Here is a 13,286-nt window from a genome sequence, read left to right on the forward strand (position 1 = left end):
TTACGAGAACAGCGCCCGGCCCCACCAGTCGTCCTTGGAGCGGACGCCCGGCGGGACGGCGAAGTGCGCCGAACCCACGTGCTGGATGTACTCGTTGAGTGCGTCGTGCGCCGCGAGGCGGCGCTGCAGAGGAATGAACGCCTTGCGGACATCGCGCTGGTAGGCCAGGAAGAACAGCCCCGCGTCGAGCCGGCCCAGGCCGTCCGTGCCGTCCGTGAAGGAGTAGCCACGGCGCAGGATCTTCGCACCGTCGTTGCTGTCCGGGTGGGCGAGCCGCACATGGGCGGTCGGCAGCATCGCCTTCAGGAACGGCTCGTCGCGCTCCTTCGCCTTGCCGACCGGGGCGCCCTCGCCCTTGTCCCGGCCGAAGACGTCCTCCTGCTCCTGGAGTCCGGTCCGGTCCCAGGTCTCGATGTGCATGCGGATGCGCCGGGCCACCAGGTACGAACCCCCGGTCATCCAGCCGGCGTCGTCCTTCTCGCCGGCCCACACGTGCTTGTCGAGGGCCGCGGTGTCGGTGCCGGAGATGTTCCGGGTGCCGTCCTTGAACCCCATCATGTTGCGCGGGGTCTGGGCGTCGGGCGTGGTCGACGACGTCTTGCCGAAGCCCAGCTGCGACCAGCGGATCGCGGTGCGGCCCATGCCGATCCTGGCGAGGTTGCGGATGGCGTGCACCGCGACCTGCGGGTCGTCCGCGCAGGCCTGGACGCACAGGTCGCCGCCGCTGCGGGCCGCGTCGAGATTGTCGCCGGGGAACTTCGGCAGATCGACGAGCGCCTCCGGGCGCCGGTCCTCAAGGCCGAACCTCCCCTTGGCGAACAGGGAGGGACCGAAGCCGATGGTCAGGGTGAGCCGGGAGGGCTTGAGTCCCAGCGCCTCGCCGGTGTCGTCCGGCGGTGCTTCGGCGAGACCGCCGTACGCCCCGTCGCCGACCGCGTGACCTGCAGTCATCCGCTCGGCCGCCCGCGTCCACTCCTTGAGCAGCGCGATCAGCTCGGCCCGGTCCTTCGTGGTCACGTCGAACGCGGCGAAGTGCAGCCTGTCCTGGACGGCGGTGGCGATACCGGCCTGGTGCACACCGTGGAACGGCACCGCGGCGCCGCTGTCCGCGGCCGGCACGGCGTCGTTCTCCGTGCGCACCGCGGCGACCGCGCCACCGGCCGAGACCGCGCCGAGCGCCAGCCCGGCACCGCCCCAGCCGAGCAGCGCACGGCGCGACGGGGCGCGGCCGCCGGTGGCGTCCGGCTCGGCGGCGCCCGCGTCGGCGATGTCCGTCCCGGTGGTGTTCTGGCTCTCCTCGGACATGACCGGTGCCTCCCCGCCCGTTACTTCGTCACTGCGGCGGCGAGCTGCGACAGCGGCTCGGCCAGCGCGTTGACGGCGTCCGACAGCTCCTTGCGGTCCGCCTTGCCGACCTTCTCGTACGAGGTGAACTCGTAGGAGTTCTTGTCCTCGCGGTACTTGTCCAGCAGCGTGTTCAGCGCCGCGAACTGCTTGTCCAGGGTGGTGGTCAGCGCCGCGTCGTTCTTCGACGCGATCGGCTTCAGGAGCTCGTACGACTTCTGCGCGCCCTCGACATTGGCCTTGAAGTCGATCAGGTCGGTGTGGCTGTAGCGCTCCTCCTCACCGGTGACCTTGCCGGTGGCGACCTCGTCGAGGAGCTCCTTGGCGCCGTTGGCCATCGAGGTCGGGGTGATCTCCGCCTTGCCGACCCGCTTCTGCCAGTCGACGAGGTCCTTGTAGAGGACCGGGGCGAGGGCCTTCTCCTCGGCGCCGAGCTTCTTGTCCTGCCACAGCGCCTTCTCCAGGCGGTGCCAGCCGGTCCACTTCTGGCCGTCCTCCAGGCCGTCCTCGCGGACGTCGACCTTCGGGTCGATGTCACCGAACGACTCGGCGACCGGCTCGGTGCGCTCCCAGCCGATGCGGGAGTCGGCGTACGCCTTCTTCGCGGCCTCGATGTCACCCGCGGCGACGGCGTCCGTGAAGACCTTGACCTTCGGCAGCGTCTCGTCGGCCTGCGCCTGCACATAGGTGCGGTAGCCGGCGACGGCCTTGTCCATCTCGGGGCTGCGCTTGACCGCGGTGCCGCCGGTGACCTCGATCTTCTGCCGGAAGCCGGCGCCCTTCATGCCGGGCTTGCAGACGACGTCGTACGAACCGGCCTTGACCTCGGCGGTGATGGTGGCCTTGGTGCCGGGGCCGATGTTCTCGCGCTCGGCGACGATGCGGTCGTCCGGGAAGAGGACGTAGACCTCGGTGACCTTGGAGCCCTTGTTCTCCACGGCGAGTGCGATGTGACCGGCCGGGAGCTTCGTCTTCGTCACCGCGCAGGAGTCGTCCTTCGCGGTGACCTTCACCGCGCCGTCACCCTTGCCGTCGCTCTTCTCGGCGCAGCCCGTGACGGCGGTCAGAGCCGCCGCGGTGGCGACAGCGGTGACGACGGAGAATCGAACGGCTCGCATACGGGCTCCACAAAGGCTGAAGAGGATGAACAGGGCCGGAAAGGGGCGGGTGAGGCGGACCTAACTTAACCGAGGCTTACCTCACCGGTACCCACCCGTACAGTGATTCAGCTCTCACCTGCGGCGCCGGAGAACAGGGCGATCACGGACAGCCCATGGGTGCCCCATGGGCGGGTCAAGGGATGGTCAAGCGCCGCCTGGTGGTGCGAACGAGGGGCGCCTCGGTACCCGAGTCGTCACCGCGGCCCCGCCGCCGTACCGCCCGATCCGCTCCTGCGGCACCCCCGGGCCGCACGGTGCTTGAATGCGCACGTGAGTGACTACGACGTACCCGCAGGCATCGACGTACTGCACGTGTTCTGCGGCCCGGACGGACGGCACGGCAACGCCCTCGGGGTCGTACGCGACGGGCGCACGTACCCCGACGAGGCGTCCCGGCAGGCGCTCGCCGAGAAGCTCGGTTTCAGTGAGACCGTGTTCGTCGACGATCCCGAGCGCGGGCACGTCGACATCTACACGCCGGGACTCCGCCTGCCGTTCGCCGGGCATCCGCTCGTGGGCGCAGCCTGGCTGCTCGACCTGGAGATCCTGGAACTGCCGGTCGGCGACATCTACACCCGTCAGGACGGCGAGTTCAGCTGGATCGCGGCCCGCCCCGAGTGGGTGCCGCCGCGCACGCTGGAGCAGTACGCATCCGTCGCAGAGGTCGAGGCACTGACCGGGCCGCCCCCGGGGGAGGGCTGGCTGTACGTATGGGCGTGGGAGGACGAGGCGGCGGGACGGGTGAGGGCGCGGGCCTTCCCACGGCGGGACGACCGGATCGTCGAGGACGAGGCGACGGGTGCGGCGGCGCTGCTGCTCAGCGCGCAACTGGGCCGGGCCCTCAACATCAGGCAAGGGCGCGGCTCCCAGATCCTCACCGCACCCGCGCCGGACGGCACGGTGGAAATCGGGGGGCGCGTCCTGCTGGCGGGTGCAAGCCTGTCACCGGCGCTGTGACGTCGGACGGGCGGCTTCGAGCCCGTCCGGCCGGCGATCGAGGACGAAGCGGCACGGGTGACCGGGCCCACCGTCGGAACCCCCCGGTCACCCCGCCCCCCGCACCGCCGGGGCCCTACGCGCTGCGGGGGAACGCCTCGCCCAGCTCCCGGAACACCGCCGTGTTCAGCGCGAACGCGCGCCGGCACTCGTCGACGATCCGCTTCTTCTCCAGCTCGTCCGCGTCCACCGCGTCCAGCAGCTCGCGGTAACCCCGCTTGAACAAGGCGGGGTTGGCTATCTCCTCGAAGACATAGAACCGGACACCGTCGCCCTTGCGCGCGAAGCCCCAGGTCTTCTCCGCCCTGTCGCGGATGATCTGGCCGCCGGAGAGATCCCCGAGATAGCGGGTGTAGTGGTGCGCGACGTATCCGGCGGACCAGGTGTGCGCGCACTCGGTGACCCGGTCGGCGTACGCGGCCGTCGCGGGCAGTGGCTCCAGGCCCCTGCGCCAGTCCGCACCGCGAAGATGCGCCAGATCGCGTTCCAGCTCCGCGGTGCGCATCAGCTCCGGCTGTATGAACGGACCGGCGACCGGGTCGGTGCGCAGCGCCTCCGCGCCTTCCTCCAGCGCCCGGTAGACGAACCACAGTTGCTCGGTGTAGCGCGTGTACGCAACCACTCCGAGCCGCCCGCCCAGCAGGTCGCTCATGAAGGTCGAGGTCTCCGCCTCGGTGTGCTGCTCGTGCGACGCCGTGCGGATCAGTGTCGAGAAGGGCGTGGTGGCGGCTGTTGCGTCCAAGGCGGGCCTCCGGGGACCGAGGAGGGAGGGAAGTCCGGAAGAAGACGGAAAAGCCGACAGCAACTGCGCTCGGCAGCCACTGTCGACATCTCCGATCCTCCAACTTAGGCTTACCTAAGTCAACAGCTTCCCGACGGTCCGTCGGTAAAACGATACGCCCGGTTCCGCCCGTTCGCCGGGGTTGCAGATCTCGTACGAAAGGTCAGGGAAGGGTCAGGATCTCGGCGCCCGTCTCCGTCACCACCAGCGTGTGCTCGAACTGGGCGGTGCGCTTGCGGTCCTTCGTCACCACGGTCCAGCCGTCGTCCCACATGTCGTACTGGTGCGTCCCGAGCGTCAGCATCGGCTCGATGGTGAATGTCATGCCGGGCTGCATCACGGTGGTCGCGTGCGGGCTGTCGTAGTGCGGAATGATCAGACCGGAGTGGAACGACGAATTGATCCCGTGCCCGGTGAAGTCCCGGACCACGCCGTACCCGAAGCGCTTGGCGTACGACTCGATGACCCGCCCGATCACATTGATCTGGCGCCCGGGGCGGACCGCCTTGATGGCGCGGTTCAGGGACTCCTCGGTGCGCTCCACGAGCAGCCGGGACTCCTCGTCCACGGCACCGCAGAGATAGGTGGCGTTGTTGTCGCCGTGCACACCGTTGATGTACGCGGTGACGTCGAGGTTCACGATGTCGCCGTCGCGCAGCACCGTGGAGTCCGGGATGCCGTGGCAGATGACCTCGTTGAGCGACGAGCAGAGCGACTTGGGGAAGCCGCGGTAGCCGAGTGTCGACGGATATGCGCCGTGATCGCACATGAACTCGTGGGCGACGCGGTCGAGTTCGTCCGTCGTGACGCCCGGAGCGATGTGCTTCGCGGCCTCGGCCATCGCCTGTGCGGCGATCCGGCCGGCGACGCGCATGCGCTCGACGGTGTCGGCGTCCTGGATTTCCGGGCCGGTGTACGGCGCAGGAGCCGGCTTGCCCACGTACTCGGGGCGCCGGATATTTCCCGGTACGGAACGGATGGGAGTGATCTCCCCTGGTGCGAGCAGCGACTGGCCAGACATGTCAGCGAGTCTAACCAGCGAGCTTGGGGCAGCATGGCTCAGAGGAAAGGAGCCGATGATGGCCCTGTTCAAGAAGCGCACGGTCGGCAAGCCGGGCGAGTGGTACTACTGCCTGGTGCACCAGAAGGTCGAGGAAGGCCCTGAGTGCCCCGCGAAGGACCGGTTCGGCCCCTACGCCACCCGTGAGGAGGCGCAGCACGCGATGGACACGGCGAAGGAGCGGAATCTGGAGTGGGAGACCGACCCCAAGTGGCACGACAACGCCACGCCTCCGGAGGCCGACGCGTAGGGTTCCGGCCCGTCCGGCAGCTGCCCCGGGGCTCCGGCCCCGGACCCTGCTCCTCACACACCGGAGGGGCTGGACTGCCGGCGCCGCACCGCGTCCGCGTCCGTCTCGGAGTCGTACGTGAGGAGCTTCGGCAGCGCCGCAGCCAGCAGCGCGACCGAGGCCACGCACGCAACCCCGCCCGTCCAGATCGCGGTCCGCGTGCCCGTCCAGCCCGCCATCGCGCCCGCCCGTACCTGGCCCAGCTGCGGTCCCACGCTGTACGAAAGCACCTCGATGCCCGCCAGCCGGCCGCGCAACTCCTCCGGGATGGTCTGGTTCCAGATCGTGGAGCGGCCCAGACCGCTGAGCATGTCGCCCGCGCCCGCCACCGCCAGGCAGACCAGCACCAGCCACACATTGCTGAACCACCCGGCCGCCGCGATAGCCAGCCCCCAGGCCGCCGCCCCGAACACCACGAACAGCCCGTGCCGCCGCACCCGTGACGTCCAGCCGCTGGTCAGGCCAAGCACCAGCGAGCCGACCGACCCCGCCGCGTACATCAACCCCAGTGACCATTCGGCGTCCAGCTCGTCCGCCAGGAACGGGAAGATCGTGTTAGGGAAGGCGAAGAACATCGCCGCCAGGTCGATCGCGTACGTCCCCAGCAGCACCGGCCGGCTCCAGGCGTACCTCGCCCCCTCGGCGATGCCCCGCAGCGACGGCTTCCGTGCGTGCTCGGCGGGCGGCGCGGGCGCAAGCCGCAGACAGAGGAGCACGGAGACGGTGAACGTGACCACGGTGACCGTGTACGCCGTGGCGTGCCCCGCATAGGCCACCACCAGACCCGCCACCGCCGGGCCGGTGATCGCGCCGAACTGCCAGCGCAGCGAGTTCAGCGCGGCGGCCGCGGTGAGCTGGTCGTGCGGCACGATCCGGGCGATCAGGGAGTCCAGCGCGGGCCGCTGGAGCCCGGCGAGCGCGGAGACGCCGCCCGCGACGAGATAGAGCGGCCAGAGCATCGGGTCGGGCATCGCGGCATTCACCAGGAGGACGAGCGCGAGCAGCCCCAGCCCCGCCTCGGTGCCCAGGATCACCTTGCGGCGGTCCGCGGAGTCGGCGAGCGCCCCGCCGTACAGACCGAAGACAACCAGCGGCACCAGCTCCACCGCACCCATCGCGCCGACGGCGAGCGGCGAACCGGTGAGCTCCTTGATCTGGAGCGGCAGCGCGATCAGCGCCATGAAGCTGCCGAAATAGGTGACCAGGCCCTGGACCCACAGCAGCCGGAAGTCGGCCGAGGAACGCCAGGGCGAGAGATCGGGCAGGAGTGCGGAGAGCCTGGCGGGCAGGGCGGTGGCAGAGGTCACGAGGGGTCATGGTCCGGCGCCGTACGTGCCCTCTGCAACCGGTTTTACCGGGGGCTGCGCCGGCCTCGTCCTCGTCACCAGCGCGCGGGCGGCGGCGCGGTCAGCTGGTCGGCGAGCCGGGACAGCCGGTCCCGGAAGCGATGGCGGCCGCGTGGTGCGGGAACGCTGTTCTCCCCGGCCGCCGCGCTCACCAGATGCTGCACGGTGTCCAGGTCCACATCGTCTCGGCAGGTCACCGCGAGGGTCTCATGGGCGAGTCCCCGCACCTCCGGATCGCCGTTGTCCAGCGACAGCACCGTCGCCCCCGCCCGGCGCGCGTCGTGCACCCGCTCCAGCAGCCCGTCCCCGGGCCGCTCCGGAGCCACCAGGAACAGCGTCTCGCCCCGCCCGGCCGCCTCGATCCGGCCCAGACCGACGGCCAGATGCGCCGGATCGCCCGGCTCCACCCGGTGCCGGACCAGCGTGGGCGTCAGCTCCGGCAGCCCGGACCAGGTGGACTCGTCGACCAGATGGGCCGCCAGGTGCCACGGCTCGTACGCCGCCGTACCCACCAGCAGCAGCCCGCCGCCGTGCGGAACGACGGACGACCGGAGGGCCCCCGCGAACCGGCGGGCCGCCGCCGGCCACTCGGTCCCGGCGAGCACTTCACGGAGCAGGGCGACGCGTACGGCATCCATGGCCCGGCATCATGCCGCAGGACCCGTCCCCCGCACCGGCGAACGGCACCGAACCAGCCGAACGGGCGCAGGCGCAGTGACGGATGTCGCAGGGCTGACACGCTGCGTTCCCCTCCATGGCGCGCAGTAGTGTCGGGCCCATGACTACGAATGACAGCGGCAGCGCGCCCAAGCCCCCCGCCAAGGACCCCTGGGACCTTCCCGACGTATCCGGGCTGACCGTCGGCGTGCTCGGCGGCACCGGCCCGCAGGGCCGCGGTCTCGCCTACCGGCTCGCGCGCGCCGGGCAGAAGGTGATCATCGGCTCCCGCGCCGCCGACCGCGCCCGGACCGCCGCCGCCGAGCTGGGCCTCGGCGTCGAGGGCGCCGACAACGCCGAGTGCGCCCGCCGCAGCGACGTCGTGATCGTCGCCGTGCCGTGGGACGGCCACGCCAAGACCCTGGAGTCGCTGCGCGACGAGCTCGCCGGGAAGCTCGTCATCGACTGTGTCAACCCGCTCGGCTTCGACAAGCAGGGCGCGTACGCCCTGAAGCCCGAGGAGGGCAGCGCCGCCGAGCAGGCCGCCGCCCTGCTGCCCGAGTCCCGGGTCACCGCGGCCTTCCACCACCTCTCGGCGGTGCTGCTCCAGGACGAGGCGATCGAGGAGATCGACACGGATGTGCTGGTGCTGGGCGAGGCCCGCGCCGACACCGATCTCGTGCAGGCGCTCGCCGGCCGGATCCCCGGCATGCGCGGCATCTTCGCGGGCCGGCTGCGCAACGCCCACCAGGTCGAGTCGCTGGTCGCCAACCTGATCTCGGTCAACCGCCGCTACAAGGCGCACGCCGGGCTGCGCACCACGGACGTCTGAGCCCCGGGGCGCCCACGGCCGAACCCTGCGGAGAGCGGAACGGGGCATGAGGGACACTGGACGGGACCACGCGCCATCCCGGACAGGAGCCGCCCCCCATGCCCCGCCTCGCTCTCTACGCCCTCGCCGTCTGCGTCCTGGCCGTCGGTGCGGCCGTGATCTCCTTCGTCCAGGGCACCTGGCTCGGGATCATCTGGGTGCTGCTGGCCGGACTCTCCTCCAACATGGCGTGGTACTACCTGCGCAAGCACCGCGCGGAGACCGCCGCCGGACACCTCTAACCGGCGACGCAGGACGGATTCGACTGCTGCCAGAACTGGTAGGCGTCGAAGCCGCAGTACGTGTCGAACTCGCTGACGCCCAGCGACTGCAACAGGCCGTGGATCGCATCGAAGAAGACGGTGTTCACCTCGGGGATCCACAACAGCCCGAACACCGCGAACAGGCCGAACACGGCGAACGGCTCGACCTGGCGGCGGATCCGGTGCGACAGCCATGGCTCGATCACCCCGTACCCGTCCAGCCCCGGGACCGGTAGGAAGTTCAGGATCGACGCGGTGACCTGGAGCAGCGCCAGGAACGCCAGCGCGTACCGGAACCCCAACGGGACACCGTCCAGCGCGTGCAGCCAGAACGGCGCCGTGCAGACGACCGCGAACAGTACGTTCGTCAGGGGGCCAGCCGCCGAGATCAGGCTGTGCTTCCAGCGGCCGCTGATCCGGCCCCGCTCGATGAAGACCGCGCCACCGGGCAGCCCGATACCGCCCAGGATCACGAACAGCACCGGCAGCACGATGCTCAGCAGCGCATGGGTGTATTTGAGGGGGTTCAGCGTCAGATAGCCCTTCGCCCCGATCGAGATGTCCCCGCTGTGCAGTGCGGTGCGCGCGTGCGCGTACTCGTGCAGACAGAGCGAGACGACCCAGGCCGCCGTGACGAAGAGGAAGATCGCAAGCCCCGGCGGCTCGGCGAAGTCCGTCCACACCGCCCAGCCGGAGACCGCCATGACGGCGGCGATCCCGAGGAAGATGGGACTGATCCGCCGGTCGCTGCGGGCAACTGCGGTGGTCATCAGCGGACTCCAAGTGGCTCGGCGGCAGAAGGTGGAGCGCGTCACGGGCAGGACGAGTCCCGACCGTACAGGCGACACGGCGGAAACGACTCGCATCCGGGTGGTGGTTCCGGACAGGGTGGATACATGACGAGCGATACCGGAAAACCGTTGGGCGACGACGAGGGCCGGAACAGACCGCTGCTGCCGGGCGTCTGTCCGATTCCCGATTCCGGTCACGGAGAATAGGGGCGTGCGCTACAGCATCCTCGGCACCACGCAGGCACTCCACGACGACGGCACGACCGTCGCCATCGGTGGGGCGCGGCTGCGCGCCCTGCTGACCGTTCTCGCGCTGAGCCCCGGCCGTGTGGTCCCGGCCGCGGTGCTCGTCGACGAGGTGTGGGACGGCGAGCCGCCCGCCGACGCGGTGGGTGCCCTGCAGGCGCTCGTCGGCCGGCTCCGGCGGGTTCTCGGCCATGAGGCCATCGCCTCCGCCGAGAGCGGCTACCGGCTTGCCGCCGATCCCGACGCGGTCGACCTGCACCGCTTCGACCGGCTCACGGGGGAGGGGGTGCGGGCCCTGGACGCGGGCGATCCGGCCGAGGCCGTCACCGTCCTCGACGATGCGCTCGCCCTGTGGCGGGGCCCGGTCCTCGCCGATCTGCCCGACCGCGGCGCCGTCGCCGCCCGCTGGACGGCCCGCCGACTGGACGCCCGGCGCACCCGGCTCGCCGCGGCGCTGGCGCTGGGCCGCGCCGACGAGGTCCTGCCGGAACTGGTCGCGCTCTGCGCCGACCACCCGATAGACGAACCGCTCCAGGCGCTGCGCCTGCGGGCGCTGCGGGACGCCGGACGTACGGCGCAGGCATTGGCGGCGTACGAGGAGGTACGCACCGTACTCGCCGACCGCCTCGGCACGGACCCGGGCCCCGAACTGCGGTCTCTGCACGCGGAGTTGCTTCGCCAGGAACCGGCGCGGGCGCCGTCGAACCGAGCGGCCGGACAAGGCCGGGCGCCCGCGCCGGGCCGCACGTCCGGGCTCGATCGGACGCCCGGACTGCGTCCGGCCGCCGCGCCGCACCACGCGCCTGCGCCGAACCGGTCGCCGCTGGCGGACCCGACTGCCGTGCCGAACCGTGCCCCCTGGCCGGCCCGTACCCCCGCGCCCGCCGCTGCCCCCGCCCACGACGGCCCCCCCGCCCCGTACGCACCCGCCGCCCACCACGGCAACCTGCGCGCCAGGCTCACCAGCTTTGTCGGGCGCGAGGCCGATATCGAGGCGCTTCGGGACGACCTCGCGCAGGCCCGGCTCGTCACCCTTCTCGGGCCCGGGGGCGCGGGCAAGACCCGGCTCTCCCAGGAGGCCGCCGAGTCCGCCGGGCTCTCCTGGCCGGACGGCGTCTGGCTTGCCGAGCTCGCCCCTGTGGACGACCCCGAGGCCGTGCCCGAAGCGGTACTGACCGCGCTCGGCGCGCGCGAGACCGTGCTGCGCGGCGCCGGCGCCGAGGAGCTGCGGGCCGCCGAGCGGGGCGCCGGCGATCCGCTCGTCCGGCTCACCGAGCACTGCTCCCGGCGCCGGATGCTGCTCCTCCTCGACAACTGCGAGCACGTCATCGCGGCCGCCGCGGCGCTCGCCGACCATCTGCTCGTCCACTGCCCGGACCTCACCGTCCTGGCGACCAGCCGTGAACCCCTCGGCGTACCGGGCGAGTTCGTCCGCCCCGTCGACCCGCTGCCCGACCCGATGGCGCTGCGCCTGCTCGCCGACCGCGGTGCCGCCGCGAAGCCGGGCTTCCGGATCGACACGGACGACGAGACCGCGGCGGCCGCCGCCGAGATCTGCCGCCGGCTCGACGGGCTGCCGCTCGCCATCGAACTCGCCGCCGCCCGGCTGCGGATGCTCAGCCCGCGCCAGATCGCGGACCGGCTCGACGACCGGTTCCGCCTGCTGACCAGCGGCAGCCGTACCGTTCTGCCGCGCCAGCAGACCCTGCGTGCCGTTGTCGACTGGTCCTGGGACCTCCTCGACGCTCCCGAACGCGCCGTCCTGCGCCGCCTGTCCGTCTTCGCGGGTGGCTGCACGCTGGCCGCGGCCGAGGCGGTCTGCGCCGACCGGCCGCAGGACGCGCGCGAGGTCGCCGGGGTGCTCGGCTCGCTCGTCGACAAGTCCCTCGTCGTCGCCGCGCCCGCCGACGGCGGTGAAATGCGCTACCGGCTGCTGGAGACCGTCGGCGAGTACGCCGCCGAGCGGCTCGACGAGTCCGGGGAGCGGGCCAACGTCGAGCAGCGCCACCTGGTGTACTTCCGGGAGCTGGCCCGTACCACCGACCCCCTGCTGCGCGGCGCCGGGCAGCGGGCCGCCATCGACCTCCTTCAGCGGGAGTACGAGAATCTGCGCACCGCCCTGCGCCACGCCGTCGCCGCCCGCGACGAGCAGGAGGTGGTCTGCCTGGTGCTCTCGCTCGCCTGGTACTGGCAGATGCGCGATCTGCGCGCCGACGCCCTGCACTGGGCCGACGCGGCCGCCGCGCTGGGCCCGGACCCCTTCGCCCCGCCGGCCCGGCCCGCCCCCTCGATCCGGGAACGCTGCACCGACGCGCCGCCGCCGATGGGTCCGGAGCTGCTCCAGGAGGCGCGGCGCGGGATCGCACTGATCCAACTGGTCAGCATGGACCATGCGTTGGACGAGTGGACCAGCGAGAAGAGCATGGAGCGGCTGCGCGTCATCGCCTCTACCTACCGGGCGGGCCAGCCGCAGACCTGCCGTGCCCCGGCGTCGCTCTGGTTCTTCGCGGTCATGCTCACCGGGGGTGTCGAGGACCTGCGCGAACTGCTGAACGAGACGGTCCGTGCCTCCCGAGAGCTGGGCTACGAGTGGGAGCTCGCCGCAGCGCTCCAGATGCGCGCCAATGTGCTGGCCAACCGCCCCGACTGGTCCGGCGAGGCCCGCGTGGACGCCGACGAGAGCCTGAAGATCTTCAGTCGGCTCGGTGACGACTGGGGCGCCGCCGAGTCGCTCTCCTCCCGCGGGGAGGCCAACGAGCGGCGGGGCGATTACACCCGCGCGGCCGACGACTACCAGGCCGCCATCGGCTACGCCGAGCGGCTCGGTGCCCAGTCCCAGGTGGCGGTGCTCCGTACCCGGTACGCCTCCGTGCTCGCCGAACTGGGCCGCAGCGCTGAGGGCGAGGCGATCCTGCGCGAGGTGCTCGCCGAGGGGCGGGCGGCGGGACACGAGGCGATGCCCTTCGCGCGTCTCTTCCTCGCCATGCTTCTGGGCAGCGCCGGCCGCCTCGCCGAGGCGCGCGAACAGTACGCCCTGCTGCGCGAGGAGTTCAGATCCGAGACCCTGGCGATCTTCGAAGGGTTCGTGCTGGGCGGGGAGGCCTGGCTGGACAACCAGGAGGGGCTGTACGCCGACGCCCTGGCCCGGAGCCTGCAGGGGCTGGAGCGGTCCGGGGACCCACTGTCGCAGATGGTGGCGCCCCAGATGTCCGTCATCAACCTCGTCACCCTCGCGCGGGCCCTGGCCGGGCTCGGCGGCGAGCGCCGGGCGGCCCTCGCTGCCCGGCTGCTGGGCGCGGGCAGTGGTCTGCTGCCGAACGGCCACGTGCCGACGACGATAGAGCGGAGGAACTACGCCGAGGCGGAGGCGGCGGCCCGCGCCGTTCTCGGCGACGCCGGTTACGAGGCCGCGTACGCCGAAGGCGATGGCCTCGCACTGGATGAGGCCATCGCCTTGACGGAGGCGTTCCGGGAATGAACCG

Annotated in this window: 12 protein-coding genes; 5 read left to right on the forward strand and 7 right to left on the reverse strand. The window is 71.7% G+C overall.

What is annotated here, in order from left to right; translation table 11 throughout:
• On the reverse strand, nucleotides 1-1,305 hold the full coding sequence (gene efeB, locus OHB49_RS29750) for an iron uptake transporter deferrochelatase/peroxidase subunit (protein ID WP_329164058.1): 1,305 nt from the start codon (nucleotides 1,303-1,305) through the stop codon (nucleotides 1-3).
• 20 nt (nucleotides 1,306-1,325) lie between these two features.
• Nucleotides 1,326-2,462 (reverse strand): iron uptake system protein EfeO, encoded by a 1,137-nt coding sequence (gene efeO / locus OHB49_RS29755; RefSeq protein ID WP_329164059.1) that lies wholly within the window; start codon nucleotides 2,460-2,462, stop codon nucleotides 1,326-1,328.
• Nucleotides 2,463-2,774: 312 nt separating this feature from the next.
• Between efeO and OHB49_RS29760 the strand changes: the two genes are divergently transcribed.
• Nucleotides 2,775-3,461 (forward strand): PhzF family phenazine biosynthesis protein, encoded by a 687-nt coding sequence (locus tag OHB49_RS29760; RefSeq protein ID WP_329164060.1) that lies wholly within the window; start codon nucleotides 2,775-2,777, stop codon nucleotides 3,459-3,461.
• A 115-nt stretch (nucleotides 3,462-3,576) separates the two neighbouring features.
• Here OHB49_RS29760 and OHB49_RS29765 read toward each other — a convergent pair whose 3' ends face one another.
• Nucleotides 3,577-4,242 (reverse strand): biliverdin-producing heme oxygenase, encoded by a 666-nt coding sequence (locus OHB49_RS29765; RefSeq protein WP_329164061.1) that lies wholly within the window; start codon nucleotides 4,240-4,242, stop codon nucleotides 3,577-3,579.
• Nucleotides 4,243-4,444: 202 nt separating this feature from the next.
• Nucleotides 4,445-5,302 (reverse strand): type I methionyl aminopeptidase, encoded by an 858-nt coding sequence (gene map, locus OHB49_RS29770; RefSeq protein ID WP_329164062.1) that lies wholly within the window; start codon nucleotides 5,300-5,302, stop codon nucleotides 4,445-4,447.
• Nucleotides 5,303-5,360: 58 nt separating this feature from the next.
• Here map and OHB49_RS29775 point away from each other — a divergent pair, with 58 nt between their 5' ends.
• Nucleotides 5,361-5,591: a hypothetical protein gene (locus tag OHB49_RS29775; RefSeq protein WP_030970591.1), complete on the forward strand. Its 231-nt coding sequence runs from the start codon at nucleotides 5,361-5,363 to the stop codon at nucleotides 5,589-5,591.
• Between the two features lie 53 nt (nucleotides 5,592-5,644).
• On the opposite strand, the gene OHB49_RS29780 is transcribed toward OHB49_RS29775, so the two are convergent.
• Both OHB49_RS29780 and OHB49_RS29785 read right to left on the reverse strand, forming a co-directional pair.
• On the reverse strand, nucleotides 5,645-6,937 hold the full coding sequence (locus OHB49_RS29780; RefSeq protein ID WP_030970593.1) for an MFS transporter: 1,293 nt from the start codon (nucleotides 6,935-6,937) through the stop codon (nucleotides 5,645-5,647).
• 74 nt (nucleotides 6,938-7,011) lie between these two features.
• Nucleotides 7,012-7,614, reverse strand: a complete 603-nt coding sequence (locus tag OHB49_RS29785; RefSeq protein WP_030970595.1) for a hypothetical protein — start codon at nucleotides 7,612-7,614, stop codon at nucleotides 7,012-7,014.
• 140 nt (nucleotides 7,615-7,754) lie between these two features.
• On the opposite strand from OHB49_RS29785, the gene npdG reads away from it, so the two are divergent.
• Nucleotides 7,755-8,465 (forward strand): NADPH-dependent F420 reductase, encoded by a 711-nt coding sequence (npdG, locus tag OHB49_RS29790; protein WP_329164063.1) that lies wholly within the window; start codon nucleotides 7,755-7,757, stop codon nucleotides 8,463-8,465.
• Between the two features lie 98 nt (nucleotides 8,466-8,563).
• Nucleotides 8,564-8,746 (forward strand): hypothetical protein, encoded by a 183-nt coding sequence (locus OHB49_RS29795; RefSeq protein ID WP_030970600.1) that lies wholly within the window; start codon nucleotides 8,564-8,566, stop codon nucleotides 8,744-8,746.
• Here OHB49_RS29795 and OHB49_RS29800 read toward each other — a convergent pair.
• Nucleotides 8,743-9,537 (reverse strand): site-2 protease family protein, encoded by a 795-nt coding sequence (locus OHB49_RS29800; RefSeq protein WP_030970602.1) that lies wholly within the window; start codon nucleotides 9,535-9,537, stop codon nucleotides 8,743-8,745. The two genes, OHB49_RS29795 and OHB49_RS29800, sit on opposite strands and share 4 nt — an antisense overlap.
• Before the next feature lie 232 nt (nucleotides 9,538-9,769).
• Between OHB49_RS29800 and OHB49_RS29805 the strand changes: the two genes are divergently transcribed.
• Nucleotides 9,770-13,282: an AfsR/SARP family transcriptional regulator gene (locus OHB49_RS29805; RefSeq protein WP_329164064.1), complete on the forward strand. Its 3,513-nt coding sequence runs from the start codon at nucleotides 9,770-9,772 to the stop codon at nucleotides 13,280-13,282.
• Nucleotides 13,283-13,286: the final 4 nt, after the last annotated feature.

The sequence above is a fragment of the Streptomyces sp. NBC_01717 genome, from assembly GCF_036248255.1.
Taxonomy (GTDB): domain Bacteria; phylum Actinomycetota; class Actinomycetes; order Streptomycetales; family Streptomycetaceae; genus Streptomyces.